Source organism: Micromonospora sp. CNZ322 (assembly GCF_007827755.1).
Map to the genome: position 1 here is coordinate 506,435 of NZ_VITD01000004.1, position 15,440 is coordinate 521,874.

The 15,440-nt window shown below is 71.9% G+C and carries 14 protein-coding genes and 1 riboswitch; of the genes, 9 read left to right on the plus strand and 5 right to left on the minus strand.

From position 1 onward, the window contains the following. Window positions 1-280: 280 nt before the first annotated feature. A riboswitch (TPP riboswitch) is annotated at window positions 281-390 on the plus strand. The 7 genes from thiE to thiC all read left to right on the plus strand — a co-directional run bounded on the left by thiE (window position 385) and on the right by thiC (window position 6,276). After that, complete coding sequence (thiE, locus tag FB453_RS13775) at window positions 385-1,011, plus strand: thiamine phosphate synthase (protein WP_145790326.1); 627 nt, start codon at window positions 385-387, stop codon at window positions 1,009-1,011. Its footprint overlaps the riboswitch before it by 6 nt. Next, entirely contained in the window at window positions 1,005-2,174 is a 1,170-nt protein-coding gene (thiO, locus tag FB453_RS13780) for a glycine oxidase ThiO (protein WP_486480260.1), read from the plus strand. Before thiE ends, thiO begins: the two co-directional genes overlap by 7 nt. Then, a complete protein-coding gene (thiS, locus tag FB453_RS13785; RefSeq protein ID WP_112584840.1) occupies window positions 2,165-2,365 on the plus strand; it encodes a sulfur carrier protein ThiS in 201 nt (66 codons plus the stop codon). The genes thiO and thiS overlap by 10 nt, the downstream gene beginning before the upstream one ends. Continuing rightward, window positions 2,362-3,141 (plus strand): thiazole synthase, encoded by a 780-nt coding sequence (locus tag FB453_RS13790; protein WP_145790328.1) that lies wholly within the window; start codon window positions 2,362-2,364, stop codon window positions 3,139-3,141. The genes thiS and FB453_RS13790 overlap by 4 nt, the downstream gene beginning before the upstream one ends. Beyond that, window positions 3,138-3,884 (plus strand): thiamine phosphate synthase, encoded by a 747-nt coding sequence (locus FB453_RS13795; RefSeq protein ID WP_145790330.1) that lies wholly within the window; start codon window positions 3,138-3,140, stop codon window positions 3,882-3,884. The genes FB453_RS13790 and FB453_RS13795 overlap by 4 nt, the downstream gene beginning before the upstream one ends. Then, the gene (gene thiD / locus FB453_RS13800) at window positions 3,881-4,666 is read left to right on the plus strand and encodes a bifunctional hydroxymethylpyrimidine kinase/phosphomethylpyrimidine kinase (RefSeq protein WP_112584846.1); all 786 of its coding nucleotides are present in this window, start codon (window positions 3,881-3,883) and stop codon (window positions 4,664-4,666) included. Before FB453_RS13795 ends, thiD begins: the two co-directional genes overlap by 4 nt. 17 nt (window positions 4,667-4,683) lie before the next feature. After that, window positions 4,684-6,276 carry a phosphomethylpyrimidine synthase ThiC gene (thiC, locus tag FB453_RS13805; RefSeq protein ID WP_145790332.1) on the plus strand — a complete coding sequence of 531 codons (1,593 nt, stop codon included), beginning with the start codon at window positions 4,684-4,686 and terminating at the stop codon, window positions 6,274-6,276. A 130-nt stretch (window positions 6,277-6,406) separates the two neighbouring features. Here thiC and FB453_RS13810 read toward each other — a convergent pair whose 3' ends face one another. The 4 genes from FB453_RS13810 to FB453_RS13825 all read right to left on the minus strand — a co-directional run bounded on the left by FB453_RS13810 (window position 6,407) and on the right by FB453_RS13825 (window position 11,718). Beyond that, the gene (locus tag FB453_RS13810; RefSeq protein WP_145790335.1) at window positions 6,407-9,598 is read right to left on the minus strand and encodes a hypothetical protein; all 3,192 of its coding nucleotides are present in this window, start codon (window positions 9,596-9,598) and stop codon (window positions 6,407-6,409) included. A 76-nt stretch (window positions 9,599-9,674) separates the two neighbouring features. Next, on the minus strand, window positions 9,675-9,983 hold the full coding sequence (locus FB453_RS13815) for a cupin domain-containing protein (RefSeq protein ID WP_007465195.1): 309 nt from the start codon (window positions 9,981-9,983) through the stop codon (window positions 9,675-9,677). Continuing rightward, window positions 9,980-10,930 carry an LLM class F420-dependent oxidoreductase gene (locus tag FB453_RS13820; RefSeq protein ID WP_112584852.1) on the minus strand — a complete coding sequence of 317 codons (951 nt, stop codon included), beginning with the start codon at window positions 10,928-10,930 and terminating at the stop codon, window positions 9,980-9,982. Before FB453_RS13820 ends, FB453_RS13815 begins: the two co-directional genes overlap by 4 nt. A 2-nt stretch (window positions 10,931-10,932) precedes the next feature. Continuing rightward, a complete protein-coding gene (locus FB453_RS13825; protein ID WP_112601251.1) occupies window positions 10,933-11,718 on the minus strand; it encodes an ABC transporter ATP-binding protein in 786 nt (261 codons plus the stop codon). A 269-nt stretch (window positions 11,719-11,987) separates the two neighbouring features. Between FB453_RS13825 and FB453_RS13830 the strand changes: the two genes are divergently transcribed. Both FB453_RS13830 and FB453_RS13835 read left to right on the plus strand, forming a co-directional pair. Next, window positions 11,988-13,019, plus strand: coding sequence for an ABC transporter substrate-binding protein (locus FB453_RS13830; protein WP_112584856.1), 1,032 nt, complete (start codon window positions 11,988-11,990; stop codon window positions 13,017-13,019). Window positions 13,020-13,122: 103 nt separating this feature from the next. Then, complete coding sequence (locus tag FB453_RS13835; RefSeq protein WP_112584858.1) at window positions 13,123-13,980, plus strand: ABC transporter permease; 858 nt, start codon at window positions 13,123-13,125, stop codon at window positions 13,978-13,980. Window positions 13,981-14,226: 246 nt separating this feature from the next. Here FB453_RS13835 and FB453_RS13840 read toward each other — a convergent pair whose 3' ends face one another. Further along, window positions 14,227-15,405, minus strand: coding sequence for an ABC transporter substrate-binding protein (locus tag FB453_RS13840; protein WP_112732852.1), 1,179 nt, complete (start codon window positions 15,403-15,405; stop codon window positions 14,227-14,229). Window positions 15,406-15,440 lie beyond the last annotated feature (35 nt).

The window sequence follows — 15,440 nt, forward strand, 5'->3', positions numbered from 1 at the left end:
GGAGTCGGCTCGCCGAAGGCCGTCCCTGATGGAGCCGGTGGTCACACCGTGCCAGGGTGCCCCCACCGACATTTTGTCGAATCGCTGAACAAATTAATTCGGCTCGCTCGATGTCGGGCAAGATGCGGACGGGTAACGGTTCTGCAACGGGGGGCGACATTCCGAACAGGACCGTATGAAGTGCCCCATTGGATCTCGCTCGTTTTGGCGCGGCCCGCCCGGCCGGCCACCGCCGACCCCGTGCCTTGGCAGGCCGGCGGATCTGTCGTACGGTGACACGCAAGTAACCCACGGGAGCCCGGTGTACCGGGCTGAGAGGGGGGCTGACAGCCCCCGACCGTCGAACCTGATCCGGGTAATGCCGGCGCAGGGAGGAGCGTTGCCGTGCCGTCCCTGGGGCGATTGCATCTCATCACCGACACCCGACCCGGTCGCGACCCACTCGCCGTGGTTCGCGCCGCCCTCACAGTGGCCCACGCCGACCTGGTGGTGCAGGTCCGGGTCGAGGATTCCGCCACCGACCGCGAGGCGTACGACCTGACCCGGCGGGTGCTCGCGCTCTGCGCGTCGTACCGGGCGACCTGCCTGGTCAACGACCGGTTGCACGTGGCGCTGGCGGTGGGGGCCGCCGGTGGGCACGTCGGCGCCGACGATCTGCCGGTCGCCGCCGCCCGCCGGGTGCTCGGCCCCACCGGTGTGCTGGGCGCCACCGCTCGCGCCCCGGGCCCGGCGCGCGAGGCCGTCGCGGCGGGCGCCAGCTACCTGGGCGTCGGGCCGTGTCACACCACCAGCACAAAGACCGGCCTGCCGGACCCCATCGGGCCCGCCGGGGTACGCGCCGTCGTCGACGCCGTCGACGTTCCGGTCATCGCGATCGGCGGAGTGACCGCCGCCCGGGTGCCGGCGCTGCGGGCCGCCGGGGCGTACGGGGTGGCGGTGGTCGGTGCCGTCTCCGCCGCAGCCGACCCGGCACGGGCTACCGCCGAGCTGATCGAGGCCCTGACGTGCTGACCGGCCGGTCCCCGTCACCGCCGCCGAGCGACCAGGTCCGGCCGGACGTGGCAGTGGTGGGGGCGGGGCCGATCGGGCTGGCGATCGCCTGGCGCTGCGCCGCGCGTGGGCTGCGGGTGGTGGTGCACGATCCGGCGCCCGGCTCGGGGGCGTCGGCGGTGGCCGCCGGCATGCTCTCCCCGGTCGCCGAGGCGTACTTCGGTGAGCGGCAGCTGACCGGGTTGCTGCTGGCGTCCGCCGCCCGCTGGCCGGCGTTCGCCGCCGAGTTGACCGAGACGACCGGAGTCGAGATCGGCTACCGGACCGAGGGCACCCTGATGGTCGGGCTCACCGGCGACGACCTGGCCGAGGCGCGCCGGCTGTGGGCGTACCAGCAGGGGTTGGGTCTGCCCGTGACGCCGCTGCGCCCCAGCGAGCTGCGCAACAGCGAACCGGCGCTCGCCCCGCGGGTGCGCGGCGGCGCGCTCGCGCCCACCGATCATCAGGTCGACCCCCGGCTGCTGGTGCCGGCGCTGCGCGCGGCCGCGCAGCGGGCCGGCGCGGTGCTCGTGCCGCAGCCGGTCCGGGTTCTGTCCGATGTGGATGCACCTGTCACCGTGGTCGCCGCCGGCTGCGGGGCCGCCGCGCTCACCGGCCTGCCCGTGCGGCCGGTGAAGGGCCAGATCCTCCGGCTCCGCGCGCCCAACGGCGTCGCGCCGGGCTTCCGGCACGTGATCCGGGGGTACGCCGACGGCGAGCACGTTTACCTGGTGCCCCGCGCCGACGGTGAGGTCGTGCTCGGCGCGACGGTCGAGGAGCGCTCGGACACCGCTGTCACCGCCGGTGCTGTGCAACGGCTGCTGCGCGCCGGGGTCGACCTGCTGCCCGAGCTGGCCGAGTACGACCTGGTCGAGGCGGTCGCCGGGCTGCGCCCAGGCACCCCGGACAACGCGCCGATCCTCGGGCCGCTGCCCGACCGACCGGACGTCCTGGCCGCCACCGGGCACCACCGGCACGGCATCGTGCTCACCCCGATCACCGCCGACCTGATCGCCGACCTGGTGCTCGGCGGCGTACCCGACCCGCTGCTCGCGCCCTTCCGGGCCGACCGCTTCGGCGGTGCCGCCGCGGTGGCCGCGTCGGGCGGACCTGAACCGACGATGGAGGGGGACCTGTGGAGTTGACGGTGAACGGGGCCGGGCGCAGCGTCGCCGCCGGCGCGTCAGTGGCGGACCTGGTCCGCGACATCGTGGCGCAGCCACGTGGGGTGGCGGTCGCGGTCAACGGCGAGGTGGTGCCCCGGACCGGCTGGCCGGCGCGGGCACTGCGCGACGGTGACCGGGTCGAGGTGCTCACCGCGGCGCAGGGCGGGTGAGCGGCGTGCCCTTCGAGCTGGGTGGGCAGACCTTCACCTCACGGCTGATCCTCGGCACCGGCGGTGCCACGAACCTGCACGTCCTGGAGCAGGCGATCCGGGCTTCCGGCACCGAGCTGGTCACAGTGGCGTTGCGCCGGGTGGGCACGGCGCCGGGCTCCACGGGTGGGCTGCTGGAGCTGCTGGACCGGTGCGGCGTCCGCCTGCTGCCGAACACCGCCGGCTGCCACACCGCCACCGAGGCGGTGAAGGTGGCCCGGATGGCCCGGGACGCGTTCGGCACCGACTGGGTCAAGCTGGAGGTGATCGGCGACGAGCGGACGCTGCTGCCCGACGGGGTGGAGCTGCTCCGCGCCGCCGAGGAGTTGGTCTCCGACGGCTTCACAGTGCTGCCGTACACCAGCGACGACCCCGTGCTCGCCCGCCGCCTCGCCGACGTGGGCTGCGCCGCGGTGATGCCGGCCGGCTCCCCGATCGGTTCGGGGCTCGGCATCGGCAACCCGCACCACATTCGACTCATCCGGCAGGGTGTGGACGTGCCGGTGATCCTCGACGCCGGCATCGGCACCGCGTCCGACGCGGCGCTGGCCATGGAGCTGGGCTGTGACGGCGTACTGCTGGCGAGCGCTGTCACCCGGGCGGCCGACCCGGTGGCGATGGCCACCGCGATGCGGTACGCGGTCGAGGCGGGCCGACTGGCAGCCCAGGCCGGCCGGATCGAGCGCCGCTTCCACGCGCTCGCCTCCACCCCCGACGAGGGAAGACCCGAGCTGTGACCCCGCCGTCCGGGGTTGTCGTGTTGACCGACCGGCTCGTCGCGCGGTGCGGGCTCGACCGGGTGGTGGCGGGAGCCGTGGCCGGGGGAGTGCGCTGGGTGGTGCTGCGGGAGAAGGACCTGCCGCGCGCCGAACGCGTCGCCCTCGCCGCCGACCTGCGCGCGATCCTCGCCGACGTCGGCGGAACCCTCATCGTGGCCGGCCCCGACCCACTGGGCGGTGACGCCGTGCACCTGCCCGCCGCCGGCCCGTACCCACCGCCGGCCCACGACTTGGTCGGCCGTTCCTGCCACCACCAGCCCGAGCTGGACCGCCTGACCACCGAGCACTACGCGACCATCTCCCCGGTCTGGCCCACGAAGACAAAGCCGGGCTACGGCCCACCCCTGGGCATTGCAGGGCTGGGCAGCCTGGTTCGCGCGAGCCCGGTACCCCTGCTGGCCCTAGGTGGGGTCGAGACCCCAGAACAGGTAACCGCCTGCGTCAAGGCGGGAGCCGTCGGAGTAGCGGTGCTCGGCGCACTGATGCGAGCCGAAGACCCCACCGAAACAGCCGCCACCCTGACCAGAGCCGCCTATGTCGAGGCGGTCACCCCTGTGCTGACCCAAACCCGGCGCGGGGTCACCCAGGTCTCCACGTCAGGGCTGCGGCCGACCGTGCCCACGCAGGGATCAAGCCTGACCGCCCGGAGTGGGCACGGTCGGCCGCAGCCCCGGACCGCAACCAAAGACGAGGGAAAATGACCCCGCGCACACTGCTCACCATCGCCGGCTCGGACTCCGGCGGCGGCGCAGGCATCCAGGCCGACCTCAAGGTCTTCGCCGCGCTGGGTGCCTACGGCACAAGCGTCCTCACGGCGGTCACCGCGCAGAACACCCGGGGTGTCGACGCGGTGTTGCCGCTGCCCCCGCGCACTGTCACCGAGCAGTTGGACAGCGTGCTCACCGATTTCACCGTCTGTGCCGTGAAGACGGGGATGCTCGGCACCCCGGCGATCGCGGACGTGGTGGCCGAGGCCGCCCGGGACGGCCGGCTGCCTCAACTCGTCGTCGACCCGGTGCTCGTCGCCACGAGCGGTCACCGGCTCGGCGTGGTGGGCGCTGTGGAGCGGCTGCTGCCGTACGCCACTGTGGCGACCCCGAACTGCGCGGAGGCCGCGGCGATAACCGGACGCCCGGTCGACGACGTGGCCGCGATGGTCGTGGCCGCCGAGGCCCTGGTGGCCGGCGGCCCGGAGTACGTGGTGGTCACCGGTGGTGACCTGGACGGGGGCGAGGCGGTCGACGTGCTGCACGGCGGCGGCGTCACCACAGTGTTGCGCGCACCCCGGGTGACCACCCGGCACACCCACGGCACCGGGTGCTCGTTCTCGGCGGCGATCGCGGTGCGGCTCGGTCTGGGCGATCCGGTGCCGGCCGCCGTGGGGGCCGCCAAGGAGTACGTGCTCCGTGCGCTGACCGGCGCGCGGGGCTGGGAGCTGGGCGCGGGACGCGGGCCGCTGAACCACTTCGGCTGGTCCGCCTGATCACCAGGGAGGCTGTCATGCACGCACGAGGCAAGGTGTACGTCGAGGGTTCGCGGCCGGATGTCCGGGTGCCGTTCGCGGAGGTGGGGCTGACCGGGGACCTGCCGCCGGTGCGGCTCTACGACACGTCCGGCCCTGGTTCGGACCCGGAGGTGGGGCTGCCGCCGCTGCGCGGGCCGTGGATCGCCGAGCGGGGTGACGTGGCCCCGGTGCGGGGTGCGGGCACGCCACTCGCCGGGGTGGACGGTCGTCGGCCCACCCAGCTCGCGTACGCGCGGGCCGGTGTGGTGACGCCGGAGATGGAGTTCGTGGCGATCCGGGAGAACGTCGACCCGGAACTCGTGCGGGCCGAGATCGCCGCCGGTCGGGCGGTGCTCCCGCTCAACGTCAACCACCCGGAGTGCGAGCCGGCGATCATCGGCAAGGCGTTCCTGGTCAAGGTGAACGCCAACATCGGCACCTCGGCGGTCAGCTCGTCGGTCGCGGAGGAGGTGGAGAAGCTGACCTGGGCCACCCGCTGGGGCGCGGACACCGTGATGGACCTGTCCACGGGTAAGCGGATCCACGAGACCCGTGAGGCGATCGTGCGCAACTCGCCGGTGCCAATCGGGACGGTGCCGATCTACCAGGCGCTGGAGAAGGTCGGCGGCGACCCGGTGAAGTTGAGCTGGGAGGTGTTCCGGGAGACTGTGATCGAGCAGGCCGAGCAGGGCGTGGACTACATGACTGTGCACGCCGGTGTGCTCCTGCCGTACGTGCCGCTGGCCGTGGACCGGGTGACCGGGATCGTGTCCCGCGGCGGTTCGATCATGGCGGCGTGGTGCCTGGCGCACCACGAGGAGAACTTCCTCTACACCAACTTCGAGGAGTTGTGCGCGCTGCTCGCGCGCTACGACGTGACGTTCTCCCTCGGCGACGGGCTGCGCCCCGGGTCGATCGCCGACGCCAACGACGAGGCGCAGTTCGCCGAGCTGCGCACCCTCGGTGAGCTGACGAAGATCGCCTGGGCGTACGACGTCCAGGTGATGATCGAGGGGCCCGGTCACGTACCGATGCACAAGATCAAGGAGAACGTGGACCTTCAGCAGGAGTGGTGCCACGAGGCGCCCTTCTACACGCTCGGTCCGCTGACCACCGACATCGCGCCCGCGTACGACCACATCACCTCGGCGATCGGCGCCGCGATGATCGGCATGTTCGGTACCGCGATGCTCTGCTACGTCACGCCGAAGGAGCACCTCGGCCTGCCGGACCGGGACGACGTGAAGGCGGGCGTGATCGCGTACAAGATCGCGGCACACGCGGCGGACCTGGCCAAGGGTCACCCCGGCGCGCAGGCCTGGGACGACGCCCTGTCGAAGGCGCGGTTCGAGTTCCGCTGGGAGGATCAGTTCAACCTCTCGCTGGACCCGGAGACGGCGCGCTCGTACCACGACGCGACCCTGCCCGCGGAGCCGGCGAAGACCGCGCACTTCTGCTCGATGTGCGGCCCGAAGTTCTGCTCCATGAAGATCACCCAAGAGCTCAAGGAGTACGCGGCGCGCGGCATGAAGGACAAGTCGGAGGAGTTCGTCTCCGGCGGGAGCCGGGTCTACCTACCGCTCGCCTGACCCACCCGCGGGGTGATCGACTCGGGTTCATTGATGTCGGGGTGTCCGGCCGCGTGGGATAGCCCGGTATCAGTGAACCCGAGTCGATCAAGCGACCGGTCGGAACGTTCGGTGCGCTGTGTGGTGTGGGTCAGTCGCGGTGGTGCCGACCGGTGGAGCGCAACGACCGGCGGCCGTTCTCCTGTTCGGGCTCGTTGTCCGACACCGGCTTGCTCAGACCGGCGACCCAGTCGACGAATTCCTCGTCCTGGGACGCCAGCGGCTCCGCTTCATCCGACGTCGTCGGGCTCTCCTCGTCGGCGCGGGACCGGTTACGGCGGAACAGCCCGCCGAGCCGCCCTCGCCGGGAGGGCTGCTCTGCCACCTTCGGCTGCGTGGGTTTTGCCGACGTGGTGTCGGTGGGCGCCACATCGCCGGTGCCGGTGCCGGTGGTGGTGCTGTCGGTGGTGGCGCTTGTTGCGGCGGCACCGGAGGGCGCGCCCAGCGTGCCCGGGAATTCCGGCCGGCCCGGGTGCTCCGCCGGATTGGTCGTCTCGCCGGCTTCGGGCGGCGCTGTGCGTGCCGTCGAACTGTCCTGCGATCCCGCCGACCCGCGACGCCGAGAGGTGTCGAACGCGTTCCAGGTGCCGGCCCGGCTCAGGTCCGGCAACGGTGCCCGATGCCGGGGCCTGGGCATCGGCCCGGTCGGCTCGTCGGGCCTGCTCGACCCCTCCGATGCCGTTGCCTCCGGCTCGGAGGCCTGCGGTGGCACCGTCCAGGTCGAGGTGACCGGCCAGGCCGACGGCGCGGGTGTCCACCGGTCCGTGTCCGGGTCACTGGCGGCGGTGGCCCCAAACAACCCGGCGGTGGGAACGTCCTCGGCGGCGGGCTGCGCGCTGTCGGTGTCACGAGCCCCGGCGATTGCGGAATCGCTGGTCGCGTCGGCAGCTGCTGCCTTGCTGCCCGTGCCGGCCGTCGGGACGCGCGGGGTGGCTTCCGCACCAACCTGGCCGGCCGCGGTGGTCGGCGCCGCCGCCGCTGCTCGCGTCGCGCCGGTTGCGGCGGTCGATGCTGGTGTTTCCCCCGTCCCGGTGGTCGGTGCTGGTGTCGCCCCGGTCCCGGTGGTCGGGCTCTGTGCGTCGTCGGTTGCCGTGGTCGAGGAGTCCGGGTTGACGGGCACCTGCGTCGCGCCGGTTCCGGCGGTCGTCGAGGCGGCCGGTGCTCGCTTCGAGCCGGTGGCGGGGGTGGCAGGTGCTCGCTTCGCGCCGGTAGCCGTGGTCCGGGCTGCTGCCGTGTCGGAGGCGGCAGCCGAGGCGACCTCGGCGGTCGAACTCGACCGCTCACCCAGGCTGCCCCGGCTGGGCGCCGGAGTGTCGGTGGCCGCGTCGGAGGCGATGCTGTCGGCGGACCTGCCCGGCCGGGTGCCCTTCGTGGCGCGGCCGGTGGTCGTCTCGCGAGTGGTCGTCTCGCTGGTGGTTGCCGAACCGGCACGGGACGTGTCGTCAGCCGCGTCGGAGGCGGTGGCGTCCGAGTTGGCTTTCGACTTGCGGCCGCGTCGCGGCTTGATCGTCAGCGGCGCCTCGGGCGGGTCGTGGTCGGCCGTGCCCGCGCTGCTCGCCCCCGTGCTCGTGCCTGACCCCGTGCCCGTGCCCGTCGAGGCCGTGGCGGCGGGACTGGGATCGTCCGCGCCAGTCGGTGCTGTGCTGGTCGCCTCGGTGGCGCTGCCCGTACTGGTCGGGGTCGTACTGGTCGCGGCTGCGCTGGTCCGGGCCGTGCCGGTCGCGGGGATGGGCGCGTCCGAGGTGGTCGGAGCGCTGGTCGCGGCCGCGCTGGTCGTGTCGGAACCGGGTGCACCCGTGCCGCCCGGGATGGCGGCGGACTTGCGGGTGGTGCGCCCACCGGTCGGTCTGCCGCTGGTCGCCGTGCTGCTGCTCGTGTCCGTCGCGGTGCTGCCGGTGGGCTCGTCGTCGACCGCTCGGCCGCCCGTCGGGGTCGCGGCGTCGGCGCGTCCGGCCGTGGTGGCGGTCGCGGTGGCGTCGGTGACGTTGCTGACGTCGGTGCTGGCCGAGGGCTCGCTCGTGGCCAGGACGTCATCGTGGGGCGGGGGCGTCTGTTCTGCGGCGGTGAACTCACCGGTCGGCGCGGTCACCCAGGCCGCGGGCTGAGTCGGAGCGGCGGGAGTCGGGGCGGGAGCCGCAGTGGCGGGAGCCGGACCGTGCTGTCCGCTCGCTGTGGTCTCCGGCCAGTCCCAGTGGGCCGGGACGGTGCGTACGGCATCGGGGTCGCCCGTCGCCCACGGACCCGCAACGACACCGACGGGCTTCGTGCCGGTGGCCAGCTCGGCGTTGGTCGTCTCCGTGTCGGTGCGCTCGGCGCTGTCCTGGTCGTTCGCCGCGCTGTCCCGGTCCTTCGCAGCGCCGGGCAGCGCCGGGCCGGCGGGCAGCGGGCGCAGGATGGCGGTGGGCTCGATCGCCTGCGGATCGGTGGTACGGGTGCCCGTCGGCCAGCGCAGCAGCGCGGCGGCGGCCGCGCCGAGCGCTCCGGCGAGGATCGCGATCAACGAGCCGTAGTAGGGGGCGGCCTGGTAGCGGTCCACCGCGTCGCCCGGACCGGCGGTCAGGTAGGCGAACGCCACCAGCACCGGACCGGCCACCCCGGTGGCTGCGCTGACCAGTGGAGCCTGACCCCGCCAGCGAGCCAGCCCGGCGGTCGCCGCGCCGGCCAGCAGCGCAACGATGGGCAGCAGGAGCAGCGCCAGCCGCTGTGCGGCGGCGTTGTCGAGCCAGCTCGGCTCCAGTACGCCGAGCCGGACGGTCGGCAGTGGGCCGGCCGTGCCGAGCGACGGTAGGACGGAGATCAGCGCCAGCAGCCAGACCGCGCCGGCCACGGCCGACATGTTCCATCCCAGCTCGGGCCGGAACAGGACGGCGATCGCCGCGCCCGCCCCGATCACCGCACCGACCATGGCGCAGATGCCCACCGCCCAGACCGGGTCGACGGAGATCAGCTCCGCGGCGCGGGCGGGCTGCATGCAGAGCGGGGCGATGACGGTGGCGCCGAGCGCCGCCGCGCCGGCGACCGCCAACTGCCGGCCGGTGCTGGCCGCCGGGGCGTCGCGGCGAGCGAGGCGTCCGGTCAGGACAGCGCCGGCGACGGCTGCGTTCGCGGCGAACCAGCCCACCCAGACGAGCTGGGCCGGCCACTGGTTGACGGTCGTACCGGTGAATGCGCCGGTCAGCCGGACGATGCCGAAACCGTACGCGACGCCGAGCTGGCCGGCTCCGGCCAGCACGCTCACCCCGAGCGCCGTGAGCAGCAGTCTGCCCCAGGTCCGAAAGGCCATGTCCGGCACGTTACGCACCTGGTACACCCGATCGCCACCGGCGCGCCGCGAGGCACGCCGGTGGCCATCGGCGGGTCTACTTGAGTTCGACCAGCCGGGCCAGGTAAGTCGTATCCCCGACATTGGTCAGCATGTGCACCGCGCCCGGGTCCCGGTAGACCACTCCGCCGGTGGGCTCGTCGGCGTCGATCCGGGTGCCGTCGATGGTCTGTACGACGTTCTTGGCGCCCTCGATCGCCACCACCAGGTAGGGGTGGTCGTGCCGGTGCAACGGTTGCCGCTCGCCCGGCTCGAGGCGGATGTGCCAGACCCGGACCCGGTCGTTCTCGTACACGATCTCCTGACCCACCGGTCCGAGTTCGGTTCCGTCGATCACGTCGGTCATCGTGCTCCGTCCAGTTGGGGCAGCACCTCGGCGGCGATCAGCTCGAGGTGGTCGAGATCATCGAAGTCGATCAGGCGCAGGTGGACCCGGGTGGTGCCGATCGCGGCGAACTCACCGAGCCGCTGCGCGAGCTGCGCGGGGGAGCCGACCACCGGGTCCTCCGGTGGCAGAGCGCTCTTCTCGTGCAGGGGTGCTGCCCGACGCTGGGCCTCCGCGTCGGTCCGGCCGATGGCGACGACGATCCCGGCGGACAGCACCAACGGGGCGCGCCCGGACTCCGTCCGTCCGGTGCGCTCACACGTCTCGCGCACCCGGTCGTACGCCTCGGCGGTGGCGGCCACGGACTTGAACGGCATGTTGAACTCGTCGGCGTACCGGGCGGCCAGTTCGGGTGTGCGCTTGGGGCCACGCCCGCCCACGATGATCGGTGGCCCAGGCACCTGCACCGGCTTGGGCAGGGCGGGAGCGTCCACCAGCCGATAGTGGTCGCCGGTGAAGCTGTAGGTCTCGCCGGGCGGGGTTGCCCACAACCCGGTGATCACCTCAAGCTGTTCGGCCAGCCGGTCGAAGCGCTCGCCGACCGACGGGAACGGGATGCCGTACGAGGTGTGCTCACGCTCGTACCAGCCGGCGCCGATGCCGAGGTCGACCCGGCCACCGCTCATCTGGTCGACCTGCGCGACCATCACCGCGAGGGGGCCGGGCAGGCGGAACGTGGCCGACGTCACCAGGGTGCCGAGTCGGATCCGCTCGGTTTCCCGGGCCAGCGCGGCGAGGGTCAGCCAGGCGTCAGTGGGGCCGGGCAGGCCCGGGTCGGCACCCATCGACTGGTAGTGGTCGGCGCGGAGGAAACCCTCGTAGCCGCAGGCCTCGACGAGCCGGGCGAACCGGAGCTGGGTGTCGTAGCTGGCGCCACGGTTCGGCTCGGTGAAGACCGACACCCGCATGGTCAGTGTCCTTCCGCGCCGGCGGTGGCCGGCTGTTCGCGTTCCATGAGCAGTTCGTGCAGGTCGGCGCTGACCTGGGCGACGTCGGCCAGGTGAGCGTTGCGGCCCAGGGTCCGGGGCCGGGGGATGGTCACGTCGACGACCTTGCGGATCCGGCCGGGGCGGGGGCTCAGCACGACCACCCGGTCGGCGAGCAGCACCGCCTCGTCGATCGAGTGGGTGACGAAGACGATGGTCGGCTTGTTCTCCATGTGCACCCGCTGGAGTTCACCGGAGAGTTCCTCGCGGGTGAGCGCGTCCAGCGCGGAGAACGGCTCGTCCATCAGCATCACCCGGGGCTCACCGATCAACGACCGGCACAGCGACACCCGCTGCTGCATGCCGCCGGAGAGCTCGTGGGGCAGCCGCTTCTCGAAGCCGGCCAACCCGGCCACGTCGAGCAGTTGCCGGGCCCGCTCCCGGTGCTTGGCGCGGCTCCAGCCGAAGATCTCCACGGGCAGCAGGACGTTGTCCAGCACGGTGCGCCAGGGCAGCAGCGCCGGCTTCTGGAACAGCATGGCGATGTCCTGGCGGGGGCGGGTGATCGGCGTACCGGCGACGGTGATCTCACCGGCGCTCAGTGGGAGCAGCCCGGCGATCAGCCGCAGCAGTGTGGACTTGCCGCAACCGGAGCGGCCGAGCACGGCGACGAACTCCCCCTCGGCGACGTCGAGGTCGATGCCGCGCAGCGCCTCCACCCGGCCGGATCGGCCCTCGAAGGTACGGGACACCCCGGACAGTCGGATCATCTCCGGCGTACCTCCGCTGAGTGGACGGTCAGGAATCCGACAAAGGCTAGCCGCCCTGTCGAGGTATGGCACCGGCTGGGGTGGTCGTCAGGTTGTATCCGTTCCGCAACCCGATACGCCTGGCGTCGCAACTGTGGGTTTCTCGTACGCTGTGCCCGCGAAGAGTCCCCCACGACGGCGGCGCCCGGCTTCCACCCCTCCCGCCGGCCCGTCACGACAACCCCCTCCGGTGGCCTGCCGGCCCCGGTCGGAAAGGACATGGTGCACTGATGAGAAGGCTGACCCGTACGGTCGCTACGGCCGCGCTGGCCACCGCCCTCGCCCTTGTCTCCGCCTGCAGCAGCGGGTCGGATTCGGCCGACGATGCCAAGGGCGGCGACGGCAAGACGCTGGAGAAGGTGACCTACCTCACCTCGTTCGGTAACTTCGGCCGTGACTCCTACGCCTGGGTGGCGAAGGACAAGGGCTTCTTCAAGGAAGCCGGCTTCGACGTCGAGATCAAGGCGGGTCAGGGCACCGGTGGCGTGATCCAGACCATCGTCGGCGGCCAGGCCGACTTCGGCCCGATCGACCTCACCGGCGGTCTGCTCCAGCTCGGCAACGGCCAGGCCAAGGACTTCACCGCGGTGGCCGCGATCCAGCAGCGCACCATGGCGGGCATCGCCACCGTCGAGGGCAAGAACATCAGCTCGCCGAAGGACCTGGAGGGCAAGAAGCTCGCCGACACCCCCGGGTCGGTGGTCCGCAACCTCTTCCCGACGTACGCCCGGCTCGCCGGTGTGGACGCGACCAAGGTGACCTGGGTCAACGGTGAGGCGCAGAACCTGATCGGCACGCTGGCCTCCGGCTCGGTGGACGGCATCGGTCAGTTCGTCGTCGGTCAGCCGACCATCGAGGCGGTGGCCAAGAAGAAGGCCGTCATGCTGCCGTACAGCAACGTGATGCAGGACCTCTACGGCAACGTGCTGATCACCTCCTCGAAGATCGCCAAGGAGAAGCCCGAGATGGTGAAGAAGTTCACCGCGGCGCTACTCAAGGGCCTGGAGTACAGCCTGGCGAACTCCAAGGAGGCCGCCGACATCCTGAAGAAGAACGTCGACGCCACCAACCCGGTCTCCGCCGCCGCCGAGCTGGAGCTGATGGCCGCGTACGTCCGTTCCGGCAACACCGGCACCGCGATCGGCACCCTGGACAGCGGTCGGGTCGCCAAGAGCATCGCCATCCTGCAGGGCGCCGGCGCGCTGAAGCAGAACATCACCCCCGAGCAGATCATCGACTTCAGCCTCGCGCCGAAGGCCTGATCGTCCGGTCGTCATCAGGGGGTACGTCCCGCCGATCCCGGTGGGGCGTACCCCCGTCGCTCGTCGGCCCCCGGCGGGCCGTGGGATTTCGAGGAGGACAGAGATGACCGACGTCCGGTCAGCGGACCCGGCGGTGGCGGAGCCCCCGCCCCCGGGTGCCGGCCCCGAAGCGGGACGCACGGGTCGAGGTGCCGGTCTCCGGGCCGGGGCTGGCGCGGCGCTGCCCGCGGTCGGCATCCTGGTCGCGCTGGCGGCGTGGTGGCTGATCGCTCGGCTGGAACTGGTCCACCCTTTCGCCCTGCCGCCGCCCGGCGACGTGCTCAGCGCGTTCGTCGACAAGCCCGCTCGGATGCTGGAGCACACCTGGGACACCACGCTGGAGATCCTGATCGGGTTCGCCCTCTCGGTGGTCGCCGGTGTGCTGATCGGGCTCTCCCTGGCCAGCTCCCGCACTGTGGAGCGGATGTTCACGCCGCTGCTGGTCGCGGTGAACGCGGTACCGAAGATCACGCTGGGCCCGCTGCTGGTGGTGGCGCTCGGCTGGGGCCAGAAGCCGATCCTGACCATGGTGTTCCTGCTCTGCTTCTTCCCGATCGTGCTCTCCACCGCGACCGGATTGACCACCACGCCGGCCGATCTGGCCGAACTGGTGCGTTCCTGGAACGCCTCCCGCTGGCAGGCGTTCCGCAAGGTGCGCTTCCCGGCCGCGCTGCCGCAGATCTTCGTCGGGCTCAAGGTGGCCATGCCACTGGCCGCGATCGGCGCGGTGATCGGTGAGTTCCAGGCCGGCGAGAGCGGCCTCGGCTACGTCATCACGCAGTACGCCGGCATCGGCGACGCCGCCACCGCCTGGGCGGCGATCATGCTGGTGGCACTGGTGAGCATCCTGCTCTACTCGGCGCTCCTGCTGATCGAGCGGTTCGCCCTCCCCTGGGTACGAGAAACCACCAGCAGCCGCTAACCCACCAGAAGAGATCACAGGGCAGCACCGAAGACACAGATAAAGATCAACACCAAGAAACGCGCAGGGCCGGCCTCCCAGTGGGAGGCCGGCCCGTCTTGTCGACGCTGCTGGCGCGAAGGGTGTGGCCGACCGTGCCCGACGGAGGGATCAAGCCTGACCGCCCGGAGCCGGGCACGGTCGGCCACACCCCACCCGGCACTCGACGAAGGGCCGGGTAAACCCGCCAGATAAAAGGCCCCAGCGTTACCCCGCCAACCGCCAGCGACCATTGCGGGCGACCAGCGTGGTGAGCGCCTGCGGCATCAGGCCGCTGTGGTTGTCCGGCGTCATGCGGATCGGGCCGGAGAGGCCGTCCATCTGGGACGTCTCCAGCACGTCCCGGATGCCGTTGCGGTCCACCTTCCCGATCTCACCACCGGCGCGCAGTTCGGCGTCGGCGATCAGCTGGACGGCGTCCGCGGCGAACGACGAGGACCCGTTGTAGCCGCCGAAGCGGGCCGTGTAGTCCTGGAACCACTGCCGCCGCGCCGCCTTGGCCGGGGTGGTCGCGATCACGTCATCGATCACCATGGTCTGCGTGAAGATCAGCGTGGCCTTCTCGGTCGCCTTGGCCGCCGCGCCGAGGAAGAGGTCCCCGGCCGCTGCCGCGTCGAAGTAGATCGACCCACGGAAGATGGTCTGCTGGACGCTGGTCGCGGCCAGTGTCGCCTGCTCCGGCGGGGTCCAGAAGACCATCGCGTCGGGCTTGCCCGACGCGAGCTGCTGGACCTGCTGGCTGACGTCGGTGTCGGTGGTTTTGATCCGCTGCTGTCGGAGCGTGATCTTGGCCTTGTCCAGCTCGCTCTTGAGCGCGGTCGCGCCCTCCTGGCCGTAGTCGTCGTCGCTGACCAGCATCCCCACCTTACGGATGTTGTTGCGGCGCAGTTCGGTGGTCAGTGCGGCGGCGCTGTCCGCGGCGTTAGGGCCGAGCTTGAACACGTAGCGCCGTTCAGCGGCCGGCGCGGCGATCGCGCCGGAAGCGGCTAGCGCAATGGTGGGAATCCGCTTCTCGTTGATGGTCCCGACCGCTCCGACCGCGCATTCGTTGCAGCCGCCCATGATGATGGCGCTGACCTTCGAATCGCTGCTGAAGTCGACGATGTTGCGAAGTGACTCGGCCGAGTCGGAACGGTTGTCCTTCACCTTCAGGTCGATCTTCCGGCCGTTCAGTGCTCCGGAGGCGTTCAACTGATCGACCTTGAGTTTGAGGGCGCGCTGGTATGTCCGGCCAACCGTGGCCGCGGCGCCGGAGAGTTCGAGATCGGCAGCGATCACGATCGGACTCGTGTCCTGTTCCGCCTCGCCGAACTGGCAGCCGGTGAGCGTGGTGGCCACTACGGCCGATGCGAGCGCCGCGATGGTCGCGGAGCGGATGGGGCTCAACTCAGTCCTCCAGGTGCGGGCGCGGGCGCTGCCCG